Origin of the sequence: Paenibacillus sp. FSL R5-0923, from assembly GCF_038009145.1 — a bacterium.
Lineage (GTDB): Bacteria > Bacillota > Bacilli > Paenibacillales > Paenibacillaceae > Paenibacillus_AQ.
Genome location: NZ_JBBPAT010000001.1, coordinates 607,542 through 631,570, shown reverse-complemented (window position 1 = coordinate 631,570; position 24,029 = coordinate 607,542). Strand labels below are relative to the sequence as shown.

Here is a 24,029-nt window from a genome sequence, read left to right as displayed (position 1 = left end):
TTCACACAGGTACATATGTTTTGGGTTTATCCTTCTTCAAGATGGAGACAGGTTTCTGCTATGGATAACAGCCTGAAGGCTCTTTCTGTTAGCTGTTACCGCTTTTGACTTGCAATTTGTTGTCAAATAGGTTTTACTTAGTTTTGTTAATGGATATTATTGAAATAAACCGTAATGTGAACAATGCGTGAGAGGAAGTGTCCTTTAGTGAGTACGCCACTCAATTTAAAGCTAGACCCTGAGAAAGTTAAAGAAATGCCGATGGTGGATTTGGCCTTTCTAGTGCTTAAGGCAGCCAATACACCGTATTATTACCGTGATCTGATGGTCGAGGTAGCCAAGTTGCGCGGCATGACCGATCAACAAAGCCAAGATACTATTGCCCAGTTATATACCGAGATTAACATTGATGGGCGTTTTGCCTGTGTCGGAACCAACCTTTGGGGATTGAAACGCTGGTATCCTCTAGAGCGCTCTGATGATCCGGTTGGTAACACCAAACGCGTGCGTATCATCAACGATGAAGACGATGATTTGGAAGATGACGACTTTGCTGAAGAAGAAGAAAACTACGCTGCTGAAGAAGAGGATTTCGACGCTATCGACGAAGATCGCGACGACCTCTATTCCGACGACGACAGCGAAGAAGAAGTCGACGAAGATGTCGTGATCGATGAAGATGACATAGACGAAGATGACTCAGATGAAGACGATGCAGAAGATGACTCAGATGAAGACGATGCAGAAGCTGACAAGTAAGATAAATAATTTCAAAGAGTCTTGCTGATGGTATAATTCCTCCCTTGACAGTGGGGGAACGTCAGAGTAAACTATTGCATGGGCTTATCATGTAAGTTAATAAACGCGTTTCTTAAAATAAAAAGTGCCCCGGTTCTACGGGTGTCACTTTTTTGTTTTTTTAGATGCAAAGTAGCTGTAGTTTTATGTAATTTGCGGGACGACGTTTTATGTTTTCCCCGGTGAATCAAACTTTTGATTTCCCCTGTTTTGATGATAGTAAAACGGGTTACGATAAACACCATGCGCCGCTTTTATGTCTGGACTTTATTTAGGAGGGTTTTACAGTGACAAAGTATATTTTTGTAACGGGTGGCGTTGTGTCTTCCCTGGGCAAGGGCATTACCGCCGCTTCGCTGGGCAGGCTGCTCAAAAACAGAGGTCTAAAGGTAACGATTCAGAAATTTGATCCGTATCTTAACGTAGACCCTGGAACGATGAGTCCTTATCAGCACGGTGAAGTATTCGTAACCGATGACGGTGCGGAGACTGACCTTGACCTTGGACACTATGAACGGTTTATTGATATTAATCTGTCAAAGAACAACAATGTGACGACAGGTAAGATCTATTCATCCGTAATCAGCAAGGAACGTCGTGGAGAGTATTTGGGCGGAACTGTACAAGTTATCCCACACATTACGAATGAGATCAAAGAACGCGTGTTCCGTGCAGGCCGCGAGACCAACTCTGATGTTGTAATCACAGAGATTGGTGGAACCGTAGGTGATATTGAAAGTCTTCCGTTCCTGGAAGCCATTCGTCAGATCAAGAGTGATATCGGACGGGAAAATGTGATGTATATCCACGTAACCTTGATTCCTTATATCAAGGCTGCTGGAGAAGTGAAGACAAAGCCGACACAACACAGTGTTAAAGAGCTGCGCAGTATCGGTATTCAACCGAATGTCATCGTGTGCCGTACGGAATATGAGCTTTCCGCAGATATGAAAGCGAAGATCGCACTCTTTTGCGATATTGATGCTAATGCTGTTGTGGAATGCCGCGATGCTTCAACGTTGTATGAAGTTCCATTGAATCTTCGTGATGAAGGATTGGACGAGATTGTTGTTAATCATTTGAAGCTTACGACACCTGCGCCAGATATGCGTGAATGGGAAAGTATGCTTGAACGGATTCAGAAGCTTGAAAAAACAGTGGAAATTGCGATTGTTGGTAAGTACGTAGCACTGCATGACGCTTATTTGAGCGTTGTTGAATCACTTTCACACGCAGGCTTTGCTGCTAATGCAGAGGTTAAGATTCGCTGGGTGAATGCAGAGGAAATTACGGATGAGAACGTGGATGAAATGCTGCGTGGTATTGGTGGTATTCTTGTTCCTGGTGGTTTCGGTGATCGGGGAATTGAAGGTAAAATCTCCGCGATTCGTTATGCCCGTGAGAAATTGATACCTTTCTTCGGAATTTGCTTAGGTATGCAAGTTTCCGTAATCGAATATGGCCGTTCTGTTCTAGGTCTACAAGGTGCGAATAGCTCCGAAATCGATCCGAACACACCATATCCACTGATCGATCTGCTTCCTGAGCAGAAGGATATTGAAGATATGGGCGGTACTATGCGCCTTGGCTTGTATCCTTGTAAGATTGCTGAGGGTTCCCTGGCAATGTCTTGCTACGATGATGAACTGGTTTATGAGCGTCACCGTCACCGGTATGAGTTCAACAATACGTACCGTGATGAGATTGAAAAAGCAGGTCTGGTTATTTCCGGAACCTCTCCAGATGGCCGTTTAGTTGAGATCGTAGAGCTTCCGGGACATCCTTGGTTCTTGTCGGTTCAATTCCATCCGGAATTCACTTCACGTCCAAACCGTCCACAACCGTTGTTCCGTGATTTCGTCAAAGCTTCTTTGACTCATTCCGAACAGCAGTAATTTTGTAAATATAATTGGAACCTACGGGTTTTATATCAAACCTGAAGAGCCTCCCATAGGAGGCTCTTTTTTTTTAACTATTCGAAAGTATAAGTTGTTCATCTATCCTATATGTCTAATATTTTTCGCTTAAACGCTTACCGTCCTTATAGGGACGCCGAAGGTGTTTATGCCTGTTTGTCCATTTTGAAGAGCTCCGTAAATGACATCACTGTAATTCAGACTCTTTATTTACCCATTTTATCCAATTAGCAGGATTTGAGCAGTGAAGCACGAATAATAGGTTTCGTATGGGTTAGTTTCTGAAGGGGCCGTTAGCTGTGGAGAGCGCGGTATAGTCAATCTGGCTTAATCTCTGGGAGGGTATTATATGGAAAAAAAGAAAGTGTTAATTGTCGATGATCAGAATGGGATTCGGATTCTTCTTATGGAAGTGTTCAATAGCGAAGGATATACGACATTTCAAGCAGCTAACGGAAAATTGGCCTTAGACATTGTTCGCAGTGAGTCTCCTGACTTGGTTTTGCTCGATATGAAAATACCGGGAATGGATGGACTCGAGATTCTGAAGCATCTGAAGGAACTAAATCCATCCATTAAGGTCATAATGATGACCGCTTATGGGGAGCTGGATATGATTAAGGAAGCAACCAAGCTAGGCGCATTGATGCATTTCACAAAGCCATTTGACATCGATGAAATGCGGGTAGCGGTCAATATGCATCTTCATAATAAGTCTGTAGATCAATGCAGTTAAAGTGATATTTTCTGTATCGATTCTATTTGGTTATGGTGATTATAAACAGTTTGAGTGCAAATGCTATACGGGCTGGATAAAAATCGTCCCACCGGGACATTTTTTTGTTTATCCTATTTAGTATTTGACTCAGGATGTGTTATAATAAGCCTGTATGTGATGTCGGTTTAAAAACATAGCCAACCAACATTCTTAGGAGGATGAAACCATGCCATTAGTATCTATGACAGACATGTTGAACAAAGCACTTGAAGGAAAATACGCAGTAGGTCAGTACAACATTAACAACTTGGAGTGGACACAAGCTATTCTTGGTGCCGCTGAACAAGAGAAATCACCAGTAATCCTTGGTGTATCCGAAGGCGCAGCACGTCACATGGGCGGCTTCACTACTGTTGTTAAAATGGTAGAAGGTCTAATTATCGATATGAATATCACAGTTCCTGTAGCGATCCACCTTGACCATGGATCTAGCTTTGATAAATGTAAAGCAGCAATTGATGCTGGATTTACATCCGTAATGATCGACGGTTCCCACCACCCAATCGATGAGAACATTGATATGACTAAAAAAGTCGTTGAATATGCTCACGCTAAAGGTGTTTCTGTAGAAGCAGAAGTAGGTACTGTTGGTGGACAAGAAGACGACGTTATCGGCGGCATCATGTATGCTAAGCTTGATGAGTGCGTACGTATTGTTAAAGAAACAGGTATCGACACTTTGGCTCCTGCACTAGGTTCCGTTCATGGACCTTACCATGGCGAGCCTAACCTCGGATTTAAAGAAATGGAAGAAATCCGCGACGCTACTAACATCCCAATGGTTCTTCATGGTGGTACAGGTATTCCTGAACATGACATCAAGAAAGCTATCTCCTTGGGTACTTCCAAAATCAACGTAAACACTGAGAACCAAATCGTGTTCGCAAAAGTTGTTCGCGAAGTTCTAGCTGCTAAACCTGATGCTTACGATCCACGTACATTCATCGCACCAGGTCGCGATGCGATCAAAGAAACCGTTATCGGTAAAATCCGCGAATTTGGATCCAACAACAAAGCCTAATCATTGTTAGCTTCCGCCACAGGTGGACAAGCAATTTGTAAAGGGCAGGGTGTAGCTCTGCCCAGTTGAATAGTTTGATGAGGAAAGCACACCGCTTAGCCGGTGTCTTTCCATTTTCATCACTAAAAGTCCACAGCACGTATTGCCCACACAGCTGCAATACACGTAGGGGGAAATTGATAAATCTATGGAAAAATTAATGATTGGCGGTGGACGTCCGCTAGAGGGCGTTGTAACCATCAGTGGAGCAAAGAATAGTGCTATTGCACTTATTCCTGCGGCGATTTTGGCCGAATCTGAAGTTGTTCTTGATAATTTACCGTCCCTTAGTGATGTAGCCGTTTACTCCGAAATCTTGCAAGAGCTTGGCGCAAGTGTATCTTGGTCAGGCAACCAGATGAAAATTGATCCTTCGCGTATTGTATCTATACCTATGCCTAATGGTCCGGTTAAGAAACTTCGAGCTTCGTATTATATGATGGGAGCTCTACTTGGAAGATTCAAAGAAGCGACAATAGGTCTACCCGGTGGTTGTAACTTCGAACCTCGTCCAATCGATCAGCATATCAAAGGATTCGAGGCACTGGGAGCAACAGTTACCAACGAACATGGTTCTATCCACTTATATGCTAAAGAGCTACGCGGTGCGAAGATTTATTTAGACGTATCAAGCGTAGGTGCCACTATTAACATCATGCTGGCGGCTTCACGTGCCAAAGGCTCCACAATTATTGAAAATGCGGCTAAAGAGCCTGAGATTATAGATGTAGCAACCCTATTGAACTCTATGGGCGCTGTTATTAAAGGCGCTGGTACAGAAACCATCAGAATCGAAGGGGTATCGGAGATGCACGGTTGCCGTCACTCCATTATTCCCGATCGGATTCAAGCAGGAACTTATATGATTGCCGCTGCGGCTACGCGTGGTAATGTGTTGATAGATAACGTTATTCCTAAGCACTTGGAAGCTTTAACGGCCAAGCTTTTAGAGATGGGCGTTGATATTGAAGAGCTTGACGAAAGTATTCGCGTTATAGGTAGAGCTAAATATGAGCACGCAGATGTCAAAGCGTTGACCTATCCTGGCTTTCCTACAGATTTACAATCTCCTATGACAAGTATGTTGACACAGGCGGAAGGCGTTAGTGTGCTTAGTGATTTCGTCTACAGTAACCGTTTTAAACATGTGCCAGAATTGGTGCGAATGGGCGCGAAAATACGCGTTGAAGGCCGTTCTGCAATTATTGAGGGTGGTAAGCTTAACGCTGCAAAGGTGAAAGCGACTGATTTACGGGCAGGCGCTGCTCTTGTCATTGCTGGATTGACAGTAGGGGATGGGATCACCGAGGTGACCGGCGTAGAATATATTGACCGTGGTTATGATAATTTAGTGAGCAACCTTCGACAACTTGGTGCTCATGTTTGGCGTGAGAACGAATAAAATTAGGATATCCCGTTTGGAAGGAGGTTTATTTGCTTATTTACCGCATATATCCTTCCAAATTGGGTATTAATATCCTAATGGGCATTTTAATAGACTCATCATTTTGCCTAGTAGATAGACTAGGGCGAACTCATTTAAAAATTGAATAGGTGGTTATTACATGGATCTTCAAATTTCCGATTTGGAAGAAATGAAGCTGACCGAGTTGTATAAGCTGGCCAAGAAATACCAGATCCCTTATTACGGACAGCTGAAGAAACGGGAACTGATCTTTGCGATCCTTCGGGCACAGGCAGAGCAAAGCGGTCTTATGTTTATGGAAGGCGTACTGGAAATTCTACCCGAGGGTTATGGATTTCTAAGGCCGATTAACTATTTGCCTAGCGCTGAAGATATTTATATCTCAGCCTCACAAATTCGGAAGTTTGATCTCAGAAGCGGAGATCTTGTATCTGGGAAATGCCGGACGCCGAAAGAAAATGAACGATATTTTGGCCTGCTTCAAGTCAATGCCGTTAATGGCGAGAACCCTGCTAGTGCAGCGGAGCGACTACATTTTCCAGCATTAACACCACTTTATCCGCAAGACAAGCTACCGCTTGAAACATCCCCTACTCATTTGTCTACCCGAATAATGGATTTGCTCGCTCCTGTAGGTTTGGGGCAGCGGGGTTTGATTGTAGCACCTCCTAAAGCAGGAAAAACGCTCCTCTTGAAAGAAATTGCCAATAGTATTTCCACTAATAATCCTGAGATTGAACTCTTTGTATTGCTAATAGATGAGCGTCCCGAAGAAGTAACTGATATGCAGCGTTCAGTAAAAGGCGAAGTGGTTGCATCGACGTTTGATGAGCTTCCAGAGAATCATATTAAAGTGGCCGAACTTGTGTTGCAAAGAGCTCTTCGTTTAGTTGAGCACAAGAAGGATGTAGTTATTCTTTTAGACAGCATTACCCGTCTTGCACGTGCGTATAATCTTGTGGTTCCACCATCTGGACGCACGCTTAGTGGGGGGATTGACCCAGCAGCCTTTCATCGGCCGAAACGGTTTTTTGGCTCTGCACGGAATGTAGAAGAGGGCGGTTCACTGACTATTTTAGCAACTGCTTTAATTGATACCGGATCACGTATGGATGATATTATTTATGAAGAGTTTAAGGGTACTGGTAATATGGAGCTTCATTTGGACCGAAAATTGGCGGAACGCCGTATATTCCCTGCTATTGATATTCGTCGTTCAGGTACACGTCGTGAAGAAGTGCTCTTGAGCAAAGAAGAGCTTGATACGATCTGGGCGATTCGCAAAAATATGAATGAATCCTACGATTTTGTGGAGGGATTCATCAAAAAGCTGCGTGATACAAAGACTAATGCTGAATTCTTAGCATCATTTGACGTTGCGGGAGCTAAACAATCGCCAAATGGAACTGCAAGTAGCGGAGGAACTTCCAACAGTGGTACGGCTGCTCGTCGCACAACACGGGCAAAGACTTCTTCAGTACCTACAACTTGAGAATTGATAATAAGAGGAGACTAACATGTATTTGGTATATGCCGACGGGCAAGGAAACGTATATGATCATCCAGAACTGTACGGGTTAGCCCGTAGTGGGGATATGATCGTTGAAATGTTGGAGGAAGAGTTGATTCCGCTGCCTGAAGGCGCCACTCTTGTGGGCTTGCCTAGTACGCGGGCTGTGGGTATGGATCCTGAGACAGGTGAAATGATGGCGTTGCCGGATGGCTCACAGGCTGTAGGCGCGCTGCTGCCTCAGGGCTATACTCGCTTGTGTCTTCCTGGGTATGTAAAGACAGATAAGTCTTACAAGCTTCCTCTGTTTGGGTATTCGGCTGTAGTGTGGAAGGATGGCGGGTTCTATGTTGCGGCGGATCCAACCGATAATCCGGAGAAGTGGAACCCACTGAACTGTGATAAACAGGATCTTGAGGTAAGCGTTGGCGAGTTGACTGCCAAATATCCTGATAACCGTCTCTATGAGCATCTTTCTAACTGTGCGCTTGGTTATGAATGCCTGACTTCCTCCAACACCTTCTTAGGGCGTTGGGAGGGCGGTGTACCTGTCTCTTATTCATGTAATGCTGGATGTTTTGGCTGTATTTCTGAGCAACCTGATGATAGTGGTTTTGTGTCTCCGCAGACTCGTATGAATTTCCGACCAACGGTCAATGAAATTTCACAAGTTATGTTGGAGCACTTGAAGACGCCTGAATCGATTATCAGTTTTGGACAAGGCTGTGAAGGTGAGCCTTCTACGCAGGCAAAACTTATTATAGAAGCAATCCGTGAAGTGCGCTCGATTACTGACATGGGCTACATTAATATCAACACCAATGCTGGCTTAAGCGATCATATTCGTGGAATCGTCGATGCTGGGCTGGATTTGATGCGTGTCAGCACGATTAGTGCTCTAGATGATCATTACAATGCTTATTACAAACCACGTGGCTACACATTGGCTAATGTAGAGAAGTCTTTGAAATATGCTGCCTCGCAAGGTGTTTACACATCGATCAACTATCTGATTTTCCCTGGAGTAACTGATCGCGAAGAAGAGATTGAGGCGATGGTGGAGTTTGTAAGACGTACGGATCTGAAGCTTATTCAGATGCGTAATCTGAACATTGATCCAGAGAGTTATCTGGAGTTAATTCCTCCTGCTAAGGGTGAAATTCTCGGCATGAAGACGATGCTGGAAATTTTCCGGGACGAATTGCCGGATGTTGTTATTGGTTCTTACACACATGTACCACCAGCAAATATGGCTCGGGTAAAGCAACGGCAACTCAACATTTAATAGATTAAATGTACCAATGAATTACCAATGAAACATATTGATCAATTGAATTTTTCGTGCTAAAATACCACAGTGTAATCATATAACTCTGGGTCCGCATGAGGCTTAGGGCATGAGAGGTGAAATTCAAAATGCAAGCAGCAATTCAACCAAAGTATAACTTAACTAAGGTAACCTGCGCATGTGGCAACTCTTTCGAAGCTGGCTCTGTTAAACAAGAGCTTCGTGTTGAAATTTGCTCCAGCTGCCATCCTTTCTTCACTGGCAAGCAGAAGTTCCTGGATGCCGGCGGTCGCGTTGATAAATTCAAGAAGAAATACGGTATCTAATTGGAATAGCCGCTTAGCGGCTTAATGGTTAGATCGAGCTCCCAGCTTTCTCGCTGGGGGCTCATTTTATGTCTTGGAGTTGATTTTTGTCCGAGCGTGAGCTATACTTATCTTCGCCGTGCTAGACGGGGAGGTAGCGGTGCCCTGTAACTCGCAATCCGCTGTAGCGAGGTTGAATTCCTGTTAGAGGTGCTATCGATGTGAGGCCTTGGTTCCTACGGGCTGTGTTGACGGTTGGGTCCTCCGCAATGAGTGCTTATGAACCTGGTCAGGTCCGGAAGGAAGCAGCCATAAGTAAGTTTACTCTTGTGCCGGAGGGTGGCCTAGCCCGAGCAGTCATGTAGGGTTGCCGCTTGGATCGTAGTCATCAATAACAGGTGCACGGTTTATAATTCTGTTTATAACAGCATCTTTGCCACAAGCAAAGATGCTTTTTGTTTTTGGTCAATAGCCGATGAATATAGTATAATAAATTTGCGACAAATGCCGGGAAAGAGGCAGCCTAAGAGAGGGTAATGCATAGTGGAACATATCGCGCTGTACCGTGCTTGGCGGCCGCAGTCGTTTCAAGACATGGTTGGACAACAGCACATTATCCAAACGCTGCAGAACGCAATTCGTGAACAGCGGGTTTCGCATGCCTATCTGTTCAGTGGTCCGCGGGGAACTGGTAAGACAAGTGCTGCTAAAGTCTTAGCGAAAGCGGTCAATTGTGAACGTGGGCCAGGTCCGGAGCCTTGCAACGAGTGTCCTTCCTGCTTGCGAATCACTGCGGGTAATGTGATGGATGTGCAGGAAATAGACGCGGCATCCAACCGGGGCGTAGAAGAGATTCGCGACCTCCGGGACAAGGTGAAATATGCACCTACCGAGGTGCGCCGTAAAGTGTATATTATTGATGAAGTGCATATGCTGACAACAGAAGCATTTAATGCGCTATTAAAGACATTGGAAGAACCGCCGTCACATGCAATGTTCATCCTTGCGACTACGGAACCTCATAAATTGCCAGCGACGATCATTTCTCGTTGTCAGCGTTTTGACTTCCGCAGAGTAGCTTTGGAAGAGCAGACGGCACATCTAAGTGCTATCTGTGAGAAGGAAGGGATTACAGCCGATGTTAACGCATTGCAGTATATTGCCCGCCTTTCTGATGGGGGTATGCGCGATGCAGTGAGTTTGCTGGATCAGATTTCATCTTTTACAGATGGCAAAGTTACGTACGAACAAGTGCTGGGGATGACCGGAGGGATACCCTCTGAGCAATTTGCACGTCTTGCCACTGCCATATTGGAAGGTGATATGGGTCTTCTGCTGGAGCTTGTTGAACAGCTTATGCATGAAGGTAAGAGTGCTGATAAATGTCTAGAGAATCTTATGTATTATTTCCGTGATTTATTGATGATTAAGATGGTACCTGGGGCCGATCAACTGACGGAGCGAGTGCTTAATCCCGCCGAGTTTAAAGATATGGCCACCGCATTTTCCCGGGATCGTCTGTTTCAGATCGTAGATACACTTAATAAGTACCTGGGTGAAATGAAATATGCTACTCATCCGCAGACTTTGTTTGAAGTCGCACTGATGAAGCTTTGTAGCTTGCAGCAAGAGGAAAGTGAGACCGCATCAGCTGCTCCGTTAGGTGCATTGCAGGCTGGGTCAGGGGCGAATGCTCCTGCAGTCCACTCTGGTGAACTGGATCTGCTCAAGAGACAGATTACTGCGCTGGAGAAAAAGCTGGAGCAGGCATTGCAGGCCGGTGGTATTTCCGGAGGTGGGCGAGATGGTGCCTCTTCTGCGAAATCGAATCCGACTCCAAGTTCTGCGCCTAGAATCTCTGCAACCTCCAAAATGCCTCCAAATGTTGATAAGTTTATTGCTGGTAAGGATAGTCCTGATTTTGCAGCTATCTATAAACAGTGGAGTCTTGTCTTGCAAGGGGTAAAAGAGGAGAAGGTAACGGTTCATGCATGGTTTGTAGACGGAGAACCTGTATCTGTAATGGACGACGCTGTGCTTGTTGCGTTTAAGAACACGATTCATCGTGATACAACGGAGAAGCCAGCAAACAGACAGGTCATTGAGAATGTGTTTGCAGCGCGTCTTGGTAAACCTTATAGACTGGTAACTATAATGCAGCGCGATTGGAACGAAGCCGCTCAAAAGTCAGTGGGACAGCCTAGCAAAGAAGAGTTGCGGCTAGAGCATGAACATGATACTGCAGATGCGAAATCTGAACCTTGGATTGATGAGGCTATCCAGCTTTTTGGAGAAGACCTTGTTGTCATAAAAGAGTAATGTAAGCATACTAGCGCAAATTGCGCATTCCAAAGGAGAGATGATGTATGAATAATATGAACCAAATGATGAAGCAAGTTAAGAAAATGCAGGAGCAAATGCTTAAGGCTCAAGAAGAACTAGGTGGCAAGGTGATTGAAGGCTCATCAGGTGGTGGAGTAGTTACAGTTCAAGTTAATGGCCACAAAAAGTTGCTTTCTATCCAAATCAAGCCAGAAGCTGTTGATCCGGAAGATGTTGAAATGCTACAGGATTTGGTAATCACTGCAGTTAATGATGCTTTGACTCAAGCTGAAGACCTTGCGAACAATGATATGGGTAAATTTACTGGTGGAATGAAGATCCCAGGCTTGTTCTAATTCACTCACTCCACTTTCGTCTAAAGGAGAATTATTAATTTGTATTATCCCGAACCGCTAGCCAAGCTGATCGATGCTTTTACGCGCTTGCCCGGGATTGGGCCGAAGACAGCCGCCCGGTTAGCTTTTCATGTGCTTAACATGAAAGAGGATGACGTCATTGATTTTGCTAAAGCGCTAGTAAGTGTCAAGCGTAATCTTCATTATTGCTCCGTCTGCTGTAATATTACGGATACGGACCCGTGTAAGATATGTCAGGACAAAACTAGAGATCCTTCAGTAATCTGTGTGATCCAAGACTCCAAGGATTTGGTGGCAATAGAACGAACCAAAGAGTTTAATGGGTATTATCACGTTCTTCAGGGTGCGATTTCACCTATGGAAGGTATAGGCCCTGATGATATTCGCTTGAAGGAATTATTGACTCGTTTGAGTGATGAAAGAGTGAGTGAGCTTATCATGGCGACCAACCCCAACATTGAGGGTGAGGCAACGGCGATGTATATTTCTCGTCTAGTTCGGCCTTTTGAGATTAAAATCACCAGAATAGCCCATGGCTTACCTGTTGGTGGCGATCTTGAATATGCCGACGAGGTTACCTTGTCCAAAGCGTTGGAAGGTCGTCGTGAGCTATTCTAGTAGCTCTAAAGTCGTGTTTTTCAAAAGGAGGCCCCCTGGGCCTCCTTTTTTTGTTCTAAGTTTGTCCCTATCCCGATATGAATGAGAATAACGAGATGTAATTTTGCATCGAAATTATTCTGAGGAGGAATGAGTAATGGGATGGTGGACCTCATTGTGGCGGGGAGCAGATGAAGAACAGGGTAGAAAAGATACGGAGGGCTGGGAAACGTTGCTGGAGGTTCGTAAGGCGCAATCTGAGTGGGAGAGAGCGTACCTAATGTTTGATGAAGCGTTGGGTCAAGATCAAATTGATTATGCTATTTATATTTTAGAGGCAGCAGAGCGTAAGTATCAGATACATCTCAAACATGCAAAGAGCATTGGATTAAATAGCAGTCAGATGTAGGCGCTAACCAAATGGAGATATAGGAGGGATCAACATGCTAAGAATGTTAGCTATAGGAGTACTGGTCATATCGGTTGTATTGTTAAGTGTAATTGTATTCCGGAAAAAACTTGGCTTTGGATGGCTTAGTCTGTTCGGAGCTCATTTGGTACTGGCTGCGCTCGCGATATATGTAGTGAATTTCTCGGGTTTAATCACACAAGTTCATATTCCCCTGAATCCCGCAACCATAGGCGCAGTAACGGTTCTTGGTCTTCCAGGCGTAGTAATGTTAATAGGATTAAGAATTATTTTGTTTTAATGCTTGACGTGAGTTTGAAAAATATGATACATTAAGTCTCGCCCCTTTGGACAAGATGTTGATTAACAACTTGCTGAAACGGTAAGCGAAAAAAAGAAATTAAAAAAACGCTTGACGAAAACAAAGGTGCTGTGATATATTATAAAGGTCGCTGCTGACAAGCAACGACAACGAAAGATGAGACATTGATCTTTGAAAACTGAACAACGAGTGAGTGGGAAATCACGAAAGTGAAATCCGGAATTAGAGAATTAATTTTCTCGTCAGATGTTTCAAAATGAGCATATCGCTCTTTTCAATACTAATTGGAGAGTTTGATCCTGGCTCAGGACGAACGCTGGCGGCGTGCCTAATACATGCAAGTCGAGCGGAGTTATTTTGAAAGCTTGCTTTCAAAATAACTTAGCGGCGGACGGGTGAGTAACACGTAGGCAACCTGCCCCTTAGACTGGGATAACTACCGGAAACGGTAGCTAATACCGGATAATTTCTTTTTTCTCCTGAAGAAAGAATGAAAGACGGAGCAATCTGTCACTGAGGGATGGGCCTGCGGCGCATTAGCTAGTTGGTGGGGTAACGGCCCACCAAGGCGACGATGCGTAGCCGACCTGAGAGGGTGAACGGCCACACTGGGACTGAGACACGGCCCAGACTCCTACGGGAGGCAGCAGTAGGGAATCTTCCGCAATGGACGAAAGTCTGACGGAGCAACGCCGCGTGAGTGATGAAGGTTTTCGGATCGTAAAGCTCTGTTGCCAGGGAAGAACGTCCGGTAGAGTAACTGCTATCGGAGTGACGGTACCTGAGAAGAAAGCCCCGGCTAACTACGTGCCAGCAGCCGCGGTAATACGTAGGGGGCAAGCGTTGTCCGGAATTATTGGGCGTAAAGCGCGCGCAGGCGGTCATTTAAGTCTGGTGTTTAAACCTTGGGCTCAACCTGAGGTCGCACTGGAAACTGGGTGACTTGAGTACAGAAGAGGAAAGTGGAATTCCACGTGTAGCGGTGAAATGCGTAGATATGTGGAGGAACACCAGTGGCGAAGGCGACTTTCTGGGCTGTAACTGACGCTGAGGCGCGAAAGCGTGGGGAGCAAACAGGATTAGATACCCTGGTAGTCCACGCCGTAAACGATGAGTGCTAGGTGTTAGGGGTTTCGATACCCTTGGTGCCGAAGTTAACACAGTAAGCACTCCGCCTGGGGAGTACGGTCGCAAGACTGAAACTCAAAGGAATTGACGGGGACCCGCACAAGCAGTGGAGTATGTGGTTTAATTCGAAGCAACGCGAAGAACCTTACCAGGTCTTGACATCCCTCTGAATCCACTAGAGATAGTGGCGGCCTTCGGGACAGAGGAGACAGGTGGTGCATGGTTGTCGTCAGCTCGTGTCGTGAGATGTTGGGTTAAGTCCCGCAACGAGCGCAACCCTTAACTTTAGTTGCCAGCAGGTAAGGCTGGGCACTCTAGAGTGACTGCCGGTGACAAACCGGAGGAAGGTGGGGATGACGTCAAATCATCATGCCCCTTATGACCTGGGCTACACACGTACTACAATGGCCGGTACAACGGGAAGCGAAACCGCGAGGTGAAGCCAATCCCATCAAAGCCGGTCTCAGTTCGGATTGCAGGCTGCAACTCGCCTGCATGAAGTCGGAATTGCTAGTAATCGCGGATCAGCATGCCGCGGTGAATACGTTCCCGGGTCTTGTACACACCGCCCGTCACACCACGAGAGTTTACAACACCCGAAGTCGGTGGGGTAACCCGCAAGGGAGCCAGCCGCCGAAGGTGGGGTAGATGATTGGGGTGAAGTCGTAACAAGGTAGCCGTATCGGAAGGTGCGGCTGGATCACCTCCTTTCTATGGAGAATCGTCTTCTGCAATGAAGACATTCAAATCGGAAGCTAAGCTTCCACAATAGAACCTTCGGGTTCGAACACTCACTCGTGTTCAGTTTTGAAAGAGCAAGTCTCTTTCGTATGCGTTTGGTGGCGATAGCGGAGGGGTTCCACACGTACCCATCCCGAACACGACCGTTAAGCCCTCCAGCGCCGATGGTACTTGGACCGAAGGGTCCTGGGAGAGTAGGACGCCGCCAAGCGGACAACCATTCTTTGGTTGATTCACAATATTATATATGTTATATGGGCTTTTAGCTCAGTTGGTTAGAGCGCACCTCTGATAAGGGTGAGGTCGGTGGTTCGAGTCCACCAAGGCCCACCATATGACATTATATCCTTTTATGGGGCCATAGCTCAGCTGGGAGAGCGCCTGCCTTGCAAGCAGGAGGTCAGCGGTTCGATCCCGCTTGGCTCCACCATAATTTTTAATTCAATACCTTCTTTAAACTTGATCCTTGAAAACTGGATACCGAAACGAATTTGCGTTTTAGAACATCTTTTAGCAACTTGTGCAAACAAGTAAATGTTATTAGTGAGATTTTTCTTAGGGAAAATCGAGGTTAAGCTAATAAGAGCACACGGAGGATGCCTAGGCGCCAGGAGCCGACGAAGGACGTGGCGAACAACGAAACTGCCTCGGGGAGCTGTAAGCAAGCTTTGATCCGGGGGTGTCCGAATGGGGAAACCCAGCTGTGGTAATTCGCAGTTACTCATCTCTGAACACATAGGAGATGTAGAGGCAGACCAGGGGAACTGAAACATCTAAGTACCCTGAGGAAGAGAAAACAATAGTGATTCCGTCAGTAGCGGCGAGCGAACGCGGAACAGCCTAAACCTAAGAGCTTGCTCTTAGGGGTTGTGGGACGTCTCACATGGAGTTACAAAGGAATATGGTAGGTGAAGAGGTCTGGAAAGGCCCGCGATAGAGGTAAAAGCCCTGTAACCTAAACTGTGTTCTCTCCGAGACGGATCCCGAGTAGTGCGGGGCACGTGAAACCCCGTATGAATCCAGCAGGACCATCTGCTAAGGCTAAATACTACCTGGCGACCGATAGTGAAACAGTACCGTGAGGGAAAGGTGAAAAGCACCCCGGAAGGGGAGTGAAATAGAACCTGAAACCGTGTGCTTACAAAAAGTCAGAGCCCTATCTATGGGTGATGGCGTGCCTTTTGTAGAATGAACCGGCGAGTTACGTTTAACATGCAAGGTTAAGTCGAGAAGACGGAGCCGCAGCGAAAGCGAGTCTGAATAGGGCGACTTAGTATGTGGACGTAGACCCGAAACCGTGTGATCTACCCCTGTCCAGGGTGAAGGTGCGGTAACACGCACTGGAGGCCCGAACCCACGCATGTTGAAAAATGCGGGGATGAGGTGGGGGTAGCGGAGAAATTCCAATCGAACTCGGAGATAGCTGGTTCTCCCCGAAATAGCTTTAGGGCTAGCCTCGGTATAAGAGTAGTGGAGGTAGAGCACTGATTGGGTGCGGGGTCCGCAAGGATTACCAAGCTCAGTCAAACTCCGAATGCCATATACTTATTGCCGGGAGTCAGACAGTGAGTGCTAAGATCCATTGTCAAAAGGGAAACAGCCCAGACCATCAGCTAAGGTCCCCAAGTGTGTGTTAAGTGGGAAAGGATGTGGAGTTGCACAGACAACCAGGATGTTGGCTTAGAAGCAGCCACCATTGAAAGAGTGCGTAATAGCTCACTGGTCGAGTGACTCTGCGCCGAAAATGTAACGGGGCTAAACACACCACCGAAGCTATGGCTAGATACGTATGTATCTGGGGTAGGGGAGCGTTGTATGTGGGTTGAAGGTGTACCGTAAGGAGCGCTGGACAGCATACAAGTGAGAATGCCGGTATGAGTAACGAAAAGATCAGTGAGAATCTGATCCGCCGAAAGCCCAAGGTTTCCTGAGGAAGGCTCGTCCGCTCAGGGTAAGTCGGGACCTAAGGCGAGGCCGAAAGGCGTAGTCGAAGGACAACAGTTTGAAATTACTGTACCACCGTAATCCGCTATGAGCGATGGGGTGACGCAGGAGGGTAGTGACGCGGACTGATGGATATGTCCGTCTAAGCAGTGAGGCTGATGTGTAGGCAAATCCGCACATCATTAAGGCTGGGCTGTGATGGGGAGCGAAAATTACAGTAGCGAAGGTCATGATCTCACACTGCCAAGAAAAGCCTCTAGCCAGGAGAAGGTGCCCGTACCGCAAACCGACACAGGTAGGCGAGAAGAGAATTCTAAGGCGCGCGGAAGAACTCTCGTTAAGGAACTCGGCAAAATGACCCCGTAACTTCGGGAGAAGGGGTGCCCCGGTAGTGTGAATAGCACGAGGGGGCCGCAGTGAAAAGGCCCAAGCGACTGTTTAGCAAAAACACAGGTCTGTGCGAAGCCGCAAGGCGAAGTATACGGGCTGACGCCTGCCCGGTGCTGGAAGGTTAAGGGGAGTGGTTAGGGGTAACCCGAAGCTATGAACCGAAGCCCCAGTAAACGGCGGCCGTAACTATAACGGTCCTAAGGTAGCGAAATTCCTTGTCAGGTAAATTCTGACCCGCACGAATGGCGTAACGACTTGGGCGCTGTCTCAACGAGAGATCCGGTGAAATTTTAATACCTGTGAAGATGCAGGTTACCCGCGACAAGACGGAAAGACCCCATGGAGCTTTACTGCAGCTTGATATTGAATTTGGGTACGATCTGTACAGGATAGGTGGGAGCCGTAGAAATCGGAGCGCAAGCTTCGGTGGAGGCGCCGTTGGGATACCACCCTGATCGTATCTAGGTTCTAACCTAGTACCCTTACCGGGTACGGGGACCGTGTCAGGCGGGCAGTTTGACTGGGGCGGTCGCCTCCTAAAGAGTAACGGAGGCGTTCCAAGGTTCCCTCAGAATGGTTGGAAATCATTCGAAGAGTGCAAAGGCATAAGGGAGCTTGACTGCGAGACCTACAAGTCGAGCAGGGACGAAAGTCGGACTTAGTGATCCGGTGGTACCGCATGGAAGGGCCATCGCTCAACGGATAAAAGCTACCCTGGGGATAACAGGCTTATCTCCCCCAAGAGTCCACATCGACGGGGAGGTTTGGCACCTCGATGTCGGCTCATCGCATCCTGGGGCTGAAGTAGGTCCCAAGGGTTGGGCTGTTCGCCCATTAAAGCGGTACGCGAGCTGGGTTCAGAACGTCGTGAGACAGTTCGGTCCCTATCTGTCGTGGGCGCAGGAAATTTGAGAGGAGCTGTCCTTAGTACGAGAGGACCGGGATGGACGTACCGCTGGTGCACCAGTTGTTTCGCCAGAAGCATGGCTGGGTAGCTACGTACGGACGGGATAAGCGCTGAAAGCATCTAAGCGTGAAGCCCCCCTCAAGATGAGATTTCCCAATTAGTAAGACCCCTTGAAGACGACGAGGTAGATAGGTTGGAGGTGGAAGTGCAGTAATGCATGGAGCTGACCAATACTAATCGGTCGAGGGCTTATCCTATACTTAGAACGCAAATTCAATTCGGATTCAGTTTTCAGGGAGTCAAATTCCTGTTTGGATTGCTGTGGTACTGATATCGTTTGGAGAGATACCCAAGTGGCTATAAGGGGACCCTCTGCTAAGGGGTTAGACTGCGTAAGCGGTGCGTGGGTTCGAATCCCACTCTCTCCGCCATTTTCAATCCATAGCATTTCTAATTATTGTGGCGGTGTAGCTCAGCTGGCTAGAGCGTACGGTTCATACCCGTGAGGTCGGGGGTTCGATCCCCTTCGCCGCTACCATAATACCTGGAGGCTTAGCTCAGCTGGGAGAGCATCTGCCTTACAAGCAGAGGGTCGGGGGTTCGATCCCCTCAGCCTCCACCATTATTACTTTTTTAGATTTACTTTTTACACCGTGCCGGTGTAGCTCAACTGGTAGAGCAACTGACTTGTAATCAGTAGGTTGGGGGTTCAAGTCCTCTCGCCGGCACCATTATTATCAATGCGGAACCGTGGTGTAGTTGGCCTAACATGCCTGCCTGTCACGCAGGAGATCGCGAGTTCGAATCTCGTCGGTTCCGCCATTTTTTTCCACAAGACTAGGGTGGGAAGTTTAATGCTACCACTTTATTTTTATGTCAATTTAATATGGCTCGATAGCTCAGTCGGTAGAGCAGAGGACTGAAAATCCTCGTGTCGGCGGTTCGAATCCGTCTCGAGCCACTTTTCCCTGGGGGATTAGCGAAGTGGCCAAACGCATCAGACTGTAAATCTGCTCACGTACGTGTTCGGTGGTTCGAATCCATCATCCCCCACCATTTATGAGCCATTAGCTCAGTTGGTAGAGCACCTGACTTTTAATCAGGGTGTCGAAGGTTCGAGTCCTTCATGGCTCATCCCAAACAGAAAGTCATCACCTTATGGTGGTGGCTTTTTTTGTGTTTTATGGTTGTATTATAGTAGCGCGCTACTGTAGCGATTAACATAATATAAGAGAATATGCTAAAATAGGCGAAAAGAGCAAAAGTGGTGGAGCATGGTGACTATGGATAGTGAGACATTGCGGAAAAAATTAGAGCAGCTCACCGGAAAGAGAACCGGAATCAAGCAGTTAGGGAGGCAGCATTCAGCTTCTCTTTTTAGCATGGGATTAGAAGGACAGGATCAGCTGGTAATCCATGAGGGTCATCTCTGGGCACCTTTGTATGAGAGTGACGGACGTATAACCGCTGTCTGGGTAGAAATGGAGGGGCTCACCTCTCTGGAAGTACAACTGGTCAACTATGCAGTTCGAAATTTTGCTATTGCACTTAAAGCTACAGGGCTTAGAGAAGAAGGTGAAGTGGAGGCACGGCAGCTTGGCGCTTGGTTGAACACGGAGCTAGAGCAAGAGAAGAATGACACTGAAATTCCCGATGAGATCACCCTAAAGGGACGTCTGTTCGGAGATATGATTCCATTCCTCCTAAGTAGTGAGATTGCCCATAGTCCACAGATCTCTTATCGTTCACTGATGAAATTACTGCGTAGCTATTTTGAGAACGAAATTCTGCTCATTCCCCTTCAAGAGAAGGAATGGTTAATTTTAGCTCGTAAAGAATTACTTACGGGCGGGGATGATAAGGATGATGAAGAAGAGAGTGTAGATGATCTTCTAGCACAGACTAGTATGGGGTTACATGAGCTGATAGCTAGTGAATGGGTAGGGGTATTCCATTTGGCAGTAGCTCCGGCTATAGTCCCTGTTAAGGGATTGACTGGATCTGTAGCTTTGCTCAGGGAGACGATTGTACTCGGTCGTATTTTTCAAGTAGGAGAGTATATTCATTTACCTTGGGAACTGCATTTGGAACGTCTGGTTAACAGCATTCCTGATGTACGCCGCAAACAGTTACTTGGACAAATTGGTGACTACTCCTCTGTACTATCAGATAAAGAAATGCTGCTGACTTTGGAGACCTTTTTTGAGATGGACTGTAATGTAAGTGAAACCGCCAAGAAGTTGTATATCCATCGAAATACGCTGCTTTACCGTCTGGATAAGATAAAACAAGAGACCGGAGCAGATGTACGAAGCTTTGGGGACGCTGCTATTGTTAAGCTTACTATGCTTTTGTATAAAGTGACGAAAAGGAAATAGGTTTTTTGTGAACCTTACAAATAGCCATAGTGTCCCGACTGGGGTAATATAAATGTACAAGGAAACAGAATTTTTATATTAACTAATTAATAATTAACTCGAGGGGGAAATACAATGGCAGGCGTACGTTTAGAGCATATTTTCAAAAAATACCCGGGTTCAGATAAAGCAACAGTAATCGATATCAATCTTGATATTAAAGATAAGGAATTTCTAGTATTGGTTGGACCTTCCGGTTGCGGTAAATCCACAACTTTGCGTATGATCGCTGGTTTGGAAGAAATCTCCGAAGGTAAAATGTACATTGGCGATCGTGTAGTTAATGACGTTGCACCTAAAGACCGCGATATCGCGATGGTATTCCAATCCTACGCCCTGTATCCGCATATGAGCGTATACCAAAACATGGCTTTCGGTTTGAAACTTCGTAAAGTGAAGAAGGATGAAATCGACAAGAAAGTTCGCGAAGCTGCTAAAATTCTTGATATCGAGCATTTGCTAGATCGTAAACCAAAAGCGCTTTCCGGTGGTCAACGCCAACGTGTCGCTTTGGGACGCGCTATCGTACGTGATCCACAAGTCTTCTTGATGGATGAGCCTCTTTCCAACTTGGATGCTAAACTTCGTGGTCAAATGCGTGCTGAAATCACTAAACTGGTTAAGCGCCTTGAAACTACTTGTATCTACGTAACGCATGACCAAACAGAAGCTATGACAATGGGTGATCGCATCGTAGTTATGTATGATGGTATCATTCAACAAGCAGCTTCCCCTGAAGAGTTGTACAATGAACCTACAAACTTGTTCGTAGCTGGATTTATCGGATCCCCTACAATGAACTTTATCAATGGTACTTTGTCCGAAGTGAGCGGTTCTATCCGTTTCCGTGCTGAGAACCTTGATGTTGAAGTACCAGGCGGAAAAGCTCAAATCATCCGCAACAAAGGTTACATCGGTAAAGAAGTAATCATGGGCGTTCGTCCAGAAGATATCCATGAAGAGCCAGTATTCTTGGAAGCTTCCCCGAACACAATCTTCACTTCATTGGTTGATGTTACTGAAAACCTTGGTCACGAAATGCTCCTTTACTTGAGCGGCCTTGGTAAATCTACTGTAATCGCTCGTGTAGATGGACGTTCCACTACTCGCGAAGGCAGCAAGCCTAAATTGGCTATTGATATGAACAAAATTCACTTCTTTGATAAAGAATCCGAAGCTAACATTTTGTTGGGATAAGATTGTAAAGATCTTTTCTCTCTTGATAAAGCCACCCGAAAGGGTGGCTTTATTGTTTAGATGGCCCCTGTTTGGTTAGGCGCTAAGATTGCATTCATAAGCGTTATCAATTAAGATAGCAGGAGAATTACCTCCGGAATGTAAAGAGATCGCTGCCAACCGGACGCAGTAAGCGGACAAATACCGCAGGTGACGAAAGGACGAAATTACATGGCTAAGAAAGTAAAAGTATCTGAATTGGTACAGCATTTTCAATTAGAGGTTATTTCCGGCCAGGAAGGTCTAAAGAGACCCATTACGGTCGATGACCTGAATCGCCCTGGACTAGAGATTGCTGGTTATTTTGAATATTATCCAGAAGAACGTGTTCAATTGCTAGGCAAAACAGAACTCGCTTTTTTCTCCATGCTGCCCGAAGCTGAGCGGAAAAGTCGACTTCGTGGAATTTGCAATGATAACACACCTTGTATTGTAATTACACGTGGTTTGGAAGTGCCTCAGGAGTTAATTGACATAAGTAATGAAAAGGCTCTTCCTGTGCTTCGCAGCTCGATGGCTACGACTATTTTCTCCAGCCGTTTGACGAGCTTCCTAGAAGGAAAATTAGCCCCTACGGCGACTATTCATGGCGTACTTTGTGATGTATATGGTGTAGGTATGCTAATTACGGGTAGTAGTGGGATTGGTAAAAGTGAAACAGCCCTTGAACTTGTAAAACGCGGTCATCGATTGATTGCTGATGATGCCGTAGAAATCCGTCAGACTTCAGATAACCAGCTGCATGGTACAGCCCCTGAGTTAATCCGTCATTTACTGGAGATCCGTGGAGTAGGTATCATTAATGTAATGACACTTTTTGGTGCGGGTGCCATTCGTAATCATAAACGGATTACACTTGTTGTTAGATTGGAAGCTTGGCAGCAAGACAAGCAGTATGATCGACTTGGACTTGATGAGGAAACGACACGGATTATTGACACAGATGTTCCGCTTGTAACGATTCCCGTACGCCCAGGACGTAACCTTGCAGTTATTATAGAGGTTGCAGCGATGAACTATCGCCTGAAACAAATGGGCTTTAATGCAGCCCTGCAGTTCACGAATAAGCTAACTGCGACCATATCTGAAGATATGGATGATCTCGATTAGGAGTGTGAGAGAATGTTCCCATTAGCACTAAATCCTATTGTCTTCTCAATTGGATCACTGCAAGTACACTGGTACGGATTAATACTAGGTTTCGGTGCACTCGCGGGGTTATTTCTTGCGATCCGCGAGGGCAAACGGTTTGGTATACCACAAGAATTCTTTATGGATATGCTGCTGCTAGGTGTGCCTTCGGCCATTATTGGGGCACGGATTTACTTTGTAGCGTTTAAATGGGAGGATTATAAGGATAATTTAATAGATGTCTTTAAGATCTGGAATGGTGGCATCGCCATTTACGGTGCGTTAATTGGAGCCATTATTTGCGGGATTATTTATTTCCGCTATAAAGGCTACCCCTTCTGGCGTATCGTTGATATTTGTGCACCTGGACTACTTGCGGGTCAAATGATTGGACGCTGGGGAAACTTTGTCAACCAAGAGGCATACGGCAGCGTGGTTGAAGAGTCTTTTTTACGGGATAAACTGCATTTACCGGACTTCATTGTGAACCAAATGTACATAGGGGATGCTTTTCATCATCCGACCTTCTTGTATGAATCTCTTTGGAGCTTACTGGGTATCGCGCTACTAATGCTACTTCGTCGTCAGAAGTTTGTGCGAGCCGGTGAGATCTTCATGTCTTACTTTATATGGTATTCCATCGGTCGTTTCTTCATTGAAGCCATACGTACGGACAGCTTGGCCTTTAATGGAAGTGCAGGCTTGGCATCCTTTATGAACGGATTGTGGAAACCGATGGAATGGTTAGGCTTTGAGCAAGGATACTTAGACCCAAGCTATGGAAATATTCGTATTTCTCAGCTGCTTGCTCTACTGATCATCGTCGCAGCTGTACTGCTTATCATTATTCGTAGGGTCACCAGAGAGCCTAAAGCACATTATTCTGATCCTATCGTATGTACTAAACCAATCAAAGCAGATACCATAGTGCCTGAAAGCGCAGTAAATACACCGCAGAAAGCTCGTCACGGGGCTCAACCTGAGCAAGGACAGCCAGCGGATGGAGATAAGAAGGAGCAGTAAAGCT

17 protein-coding genes, 10 tRNA genes, 3 rRNA genes and 1 other RNA gene are annotated in these 24,029 nt (G+C 46.1%); all 31 read left to right on the top strand.

Annotated elements, in window-relative coordinates:
- The first annotated feature begins 207 nt into the window (after positions 1–207).
- The 31 genes from rpoE (at position 208) to lgt (ending at position 24,025) form a co-directional block, all read left to right on the top strand.
- Positions 208–759 (top strand): DNA-directed RNA polymerase subunit delta, encoded by a 552-nt coding sequence (gene rpoE, locus MKX35_RS02785; RefSeq protein ID WP_042183972.1) that lies wholly within the window; start codon positions 208–210, stop codon positions 757–759.
- Positions 760–1,085: 326 nt separating this feature from the next.
- Positions 1,086–2,693, top strand: coding sequence for a CTP synthase (locus MKX35_RS02780; protein WP_042183974.1), 1,608 nt, complete (start codon positions 1,086–1,088; stop codon positions 2,691–2,693).
- Between the two features lie 370 nt (positions 2,694–3,063).
- A complete protein-coding gene (locus tag MKX35_RS02775; protein WP_042123230.1) occupies positions 3,064–3,450 on the top strand; it encodes a response regulator in 387 nt (128 codons plus the stop codon).
- A gap of 208 nt (positions 3,451–3,658) precedes the next feature.
- Positions 3,659–4,513, top strand: a complete 855-nt coding sequence (gene fba, locus MKX35_RS02770) for a class II fructose-1,6-bisphosphate aldolase (RefSeq protein ID WP_036679934.1) — start codon at positions 3,659–3,661, stop codon at positions 4,511–4,513.
- A gap of 187 nt (positions 4,514–4,700) precedes the next feature.
- Positions 4,701–5,954, top strand: coding sequence for a UDP-N-acetylglucosamine 1-carboxyvinyltransferase (locus tag MKX35_RS02765; protein WP_060623903.1), 1,254 nt, complete (start codon positions 4,701–4,703; stop codon positions 5,952–5,954).
- A gap of 163 nt (positions 5,955–6,117) precedes the next feature.
- On the top strand, positions 6,118–7,470 hold the full coding sequence (rho, locus tag MKX35_RS02760) for a transcription termination factor Rho (protein WP_042123234.1): 1,353 nt from the start codon (positions 6,118–6,120) through the stop codon (positions 7,468–7,470).
- 25 nt (positions 7,471–7,495) lie between these two features.
- The gene (locus MKX35_RS02755; RefSeq protein ID WP_042183978.1) at positions 7,496–8,773 is read left to right on the top strand and encodes a radical SAM protein; all 1,278 of its coding nucleotides are present in this window, start codon (positions 7,496–7,498) and stop codon (positions 8,771–8,773) included.
- Between the two features lie 131 nt (positions 8,774–8,904).
- On the top strand, positions 8,905–9,102 hold the full coding sequence (gene rpmE / locus MKX35_RS02750; RefSeq protein ID WP_042123239.1) for a 50S ribosomal protein L31: 198 nt from the start codon (positions 8,905–8,907) through the stop codon (positions 9,100–9,102).
- A gap of 116 nt (positions 9,103–9,218) precedes the next feature.
- Positions 9,219–9,487: signal recognition particle sRNA large type (gene ffs / locus MKX35_RS02745), an RNA gene on the top strand.
- A 137-nt stretch (positions 9,488–9,624) separates the two neighbouring features.
- A complete protein-coding gene (gene dnaX, locus MKX35_RS02740; RefSeq protein WP_076301044.1) occupies positions 9,625–11,400 on the top strand; it encodes a DNA polymerase III subunit gamma/tau in 1,776 nt (591 codons plus the stop codon).
- Between the two features lie 47 nt (positions 11,401–11,447).
- Positions 11,448–11,759 carry a YbaB/EbfC family nucleoid-associated protein gene (locus MKX35_RS02735; protein WP_042183982.1) on the top strand — a complete coding sequence of 104 codons (312 nt, stop codon included), beginning with the start codon at positions 11,448–11,450 and terminating at the stop codon, positions 11,757–11,759.
- 39 nt (positions 11,760–11,798) lie between these two features.
- Positions 11,799–12,398, top strand: coding sequence for a recombination mediator RecR (gene recR, locus MKX35_RS02730; protein WP_042123249.1), 600 nt, complete (start codon positions 11,799–11,801; stop codon positions 12,396–12,398).
- A gap of 136 nt (positions 12,399–12,534) precedes the next feature.
- Positions 12,535–12,786 carry a DUF2508 family protein gene (locus tag MKX35_RS02725; RefSeq protein WP_052404100.1) on the top strand — a complete coding sequence of 84 codons (252 nt, stop codon included), beginning with the start codon at positions 12,535–12,537 and terminating at the stop codon, positions 12,784–12,786.
- 43 nt (positions 12,787–12,829) lie between these two features.
- On the top strand, positions 12,830–13,087 hold the full coding sequence (locus tag MKX35_RS02720; protein ID WP_371915754.1) for a pro-sigmaK processing inhibitor BofA family protein: 258 nt from the start codon (positions 12,830–12,832) through the stop codon (positions 13,085–13,087).
- 302 nt (positions 13,088–13,389) lie between these two features.
- Positions 13,390–14,947: ribosomal RNA gene (locus MKX35_RS02715) — 16S ribosomal RNA — on the top strand.
- 124 nt (positions 14,948–15,071) lie between these two features.
- Positions 15,072–15,188: ribosomal RNA gene (gene rrf, locus MKX35_RS02710) — 5S ribosomal RNA — on the top strand.
- 45 nt (positions 15,189–15,233) lie between these two features.
- Positions 15,234–15,310 (top strand) — tRNA-Ile (locus MKX35_RS02705).
- A 21-nt stretch (positions 15,311–15,331) separates the two neighbouring features.
- Positions 15,332–15,407: transfer RNA gene (locus MKX35_RS02700), tRNA-Ala, on the top strand.
- Positions 15,408–15,546: 139 nt separating this feature from the next.
- A 23S ribosomal RNA gene (locus tag MKX35_RS02695) occupies positions 15,547–18,475 on the top strand.
- Together the 16S, 23S and 5S rRNA genes with 10 tRNA genes alongside form the textbook arrangement of a ribosomal RNA operon.
- Before the next feature lie 82 nt (positions 18,476–18,557).
- Positions 18,558–18,649, top strand: a tRNA-Ser gene (locus MKX35_RS02690).
- A gap of 30 nt (positions 18,650–18,679) precedes the next feature.
- A tRNA-Met gene (locus tag MKX35_RS02685) sits at positions 18,680–18,756 on the top strand.
- Between the two features lie 8 nt (positions 18,757–18,764).
- Positions 18,765–18,840: transfer RNA gene (locus MKX35_RS02680), tRNA-Val, on the top strand.
- A gap of 33 nt (positions 18,841–18,873) precedes the next feature.
- Positions 18,874–18,949, top strand: a tRNA-Thr gene (locus MKX35_RS02675).
- Between the two features lie 13 nt (positions 18,950–18,962).
- Positions 18,963–19,040 (top strand) — tRNA-Asp (locus MKX35_RS02670).
- A gap of 66 nt (positions 19,041–19,106) precedes the next feature.
- A tRNA-Phe gene (locus MKX35_RS02665) sits at positions 19,107–19,179 on the top strand.
- 9 nt (positions 19,180–19,188) lie between these two features.
- A tRNA-Tyr gene (locus MKX35_RS02660) sits at positions 19,189–19,274 on the top strand.
- Between the two features lie 5 nt (positions 19,275–19,279).
- Positions 19,280–19,352 (top strand) — tRNA-Lys (locus MKX35_RS02655).
- Positions 19,353–19,501: 149 nt separating this feature from the next.
- Entirely contained in the window at positions 19,502–20,596 is a 1,095-nt protein-coding gene (locus MKX35_RS02650) for a PucR family transcriptional regulator (RefSeq protein ID WP_042183986.1), read from the top strand.
- Between the two features lie 114 nt (positions 20,597–20,710).
- Positions 20,711–21,832, top strand: coding sequence for an ABC transporter ATP-binding protein (locus MKX35_RS02645; protein WP_042123255.1), 1,122 nt, complete (start codon positions 20,711–20,713; stop codon positions 21,830–21,832).
- A gap of 210 nt (positions 21,833–22,042) precedes the next feature.
- Positions 22,043–22,981 carry an HPr(Ser) kinase/phosphatase gene (hprK, locus tag MKX35_RS02640; RefSeq protein WP_042183988.1) on the top strand — a complete coding sequence of 313 codons (939 nt, stop codon included), beginning with the start codon at positions 22,043–22,045 and terminating at the stop codon, positions 22,979–22,981.
- A gap of 12 nt (positions 22,982–22,993) precedes the next feature.
- A complete protein-coding gene (gene lgt / locus MKX35_RS02635) occupies positions 22,994–24,025 on the top strand; it encodes a prolipoprotein diacylglyceryl transferase (RefSeq protein ID WP_076299983.1) in 1,032 nt (343 codons plus the stop codon).
- Positions 24,026–24,029: the final 4 nt, after the last annotated feature.